Origin of the sequence: Collinsella sp. CLA-ER-H5 (genome assembly GCF_040092375.1) — a bacterium.
GTDB lineage: Bacteria > Actinomycetota > Coriobacteriia > Coriobacteriales > Coriobacteriaceae > Collinsella.
In genome coordinates, this window is record NZ_JBBNLR010000041.1 from 1 (window position 1) to 1,449 (window position 1,449).

A 1,449-nucleotide genomic window follows, 5' to 3' on the forward strand; every position below is an offset into this window, starting at 1 on the left:
TGAACTGCGCCCCAATTCTTGGACGGGCTAATAAGCGGCCTACGCCGCACATAGGGACTGATTCCGGAATTCCTCCGGGGTCAGTCCCTTCAGTTTAACCTGCCTCCTTCTCGTGTTCCAATGGATGATGTATTCGTCCAGGTCCCTCTTGAAGTCTTCGAAGCAGGGCCATTTTCTTCCGCGAAAGAACTCGTCCTTCATATGGCCGAACACCTGCTCCGTCGCGCCGTTGTCGATGCAGTTGCCCTTCCGGGACATGCTCTGCACCACGCCGGCCTCCTCCAACCGCTTGCACCACCCGGCCTGCTGGTACTGCCAGCCCATGTCCGAGTGCAGGACCGGCCTGGAGCCCTCGGGCATCTTGGACACGAGCTGGTCGAGCAGCTCGTGCTGCTGGGCCATGTTGGGATGCAGCGACGTGGACCAGGCGACGATCTCCTTGCTGCCGAAATCGTAGACCGGCGCGAAGTAGGCCTTGCCCCAGGGCTGCTTGAACTCGGTGACGTCGGTGCCCATCTTCTCCCACGGCCCGCCGGCGGCGAAGTCCCTGCCGATGACGTTCTCGAAGGTCTTTCCGACCTTGCCCCTGTACGAGTTGTACCTGTGGTAGTCGGTCTCGCGGCGGATCCCGCAGCTGATGCCCATCTCGCGCATCATCTTCAGCGTCGTCTTGTCGGCTATGCGCACGCCCTGCTCGGCGCGCAGGCACATGGCGATCTGCCTGTGGCCGCACCCGTTGGCGGTGCGCGAGAATATCTCGGCGGCGGCCTCCCAGAGCTCGGGCCTGGTGGGAGCCTTCGGGTGCGACAGCGCGTAGTAGTAGCTCGACCTCGCCAGGCCGGCGCACTCGAGCAGGTCGGCGAGGGGGTATTGCCCTGAAAGCCCGCTCACGACCGCGGCCTTCTCGCCGTTCGAGAGCGTTTCTCCGCCTTCAGGGCGATCGATTTTTTTAGGTAGGCGTTCTCCGCCTCGAGCCTCTTGATCCTGCGCTCGAGCTCCTGCTCGCGCGTCGTCTCCCCGGACGGGGAGCCGGACCCCCTCGGCCTCCCCCTTGGCTTTGGCCTGAGCGCCTCCGGGCCCTCCTCCCTGTACGCCTTCAGCCATTTCTTGAAAGGGCTTGGCGAGGCTATCCCGAACTTCTCCATGGCCTCGGGCTTCGTCATGCCCTCGTCGACGACCGCCCTGACGGCGGCCAGCTTCGTCTCGAACGAATAGGCGGTGTGCTTCTTTCCCATCATGGCCAGAACCTCGATACCAGCAGACCTGTAGGTGCACAGCCATTCTCTCACGGTTTCCTCCGGCATCCCGAGAAGGGCCGCGATCGCCGCGCGGCCGTGCCCCTCGTCGTGCAGCTCTGCCGCTCGCAGTCTCATTCCGACGTCGTACAAAGCGTTTCCAGCCATAAAAAGGCCTCCCATTTCTTGTGTCCAAGAAATGGGAGGCAGTTCA

The 1,449-nt window shown here is 63.1% G+C and carries 2 protein-coding genes; both read right to left on the reverse strand.

What is annotated here, in order from left to right:
- Positions 1–39: 39 nt before the first annotated feature.
- Positions 40–891 carry an IS3 family transposase gene (locus AAAX31_RS10010; RefSeq protein WP_273375443.1) on the reverse strand — a complete coding sequence of 284 codons (852 nt, stop codon included), beginning with the start codon at positions 889–891 and terminating at the stop codon, positions 40–42.
- A complete protein-coding gene (locus AAAX31_RS10015) occupies positions 888–1,403 on the reverse strand; it encodes a helix-turn-helix domain-containing protein (protein ID WP_117583281.1) in 516 nt (171 codons plus the stop codon). The genes AAAX31_RS10010 and AAAX31_RS10015 overlap by 4 nt, the downstream gene beginning before the upstream one ends.
- Between the last annotated feature and the right edge of the window lie 46 nt (positions 1,404–1,449).

What these genes read in the sequence shown, in the direction of transcription:
- AAAX31_RS10015 (WP_117583281.1), bottom strand. Translation starts at nt 1,403, where the DNA reads ATGGCTGGAAACGCTTTGTACGACGTCGGAATGAGACTGCGAGCGGCA.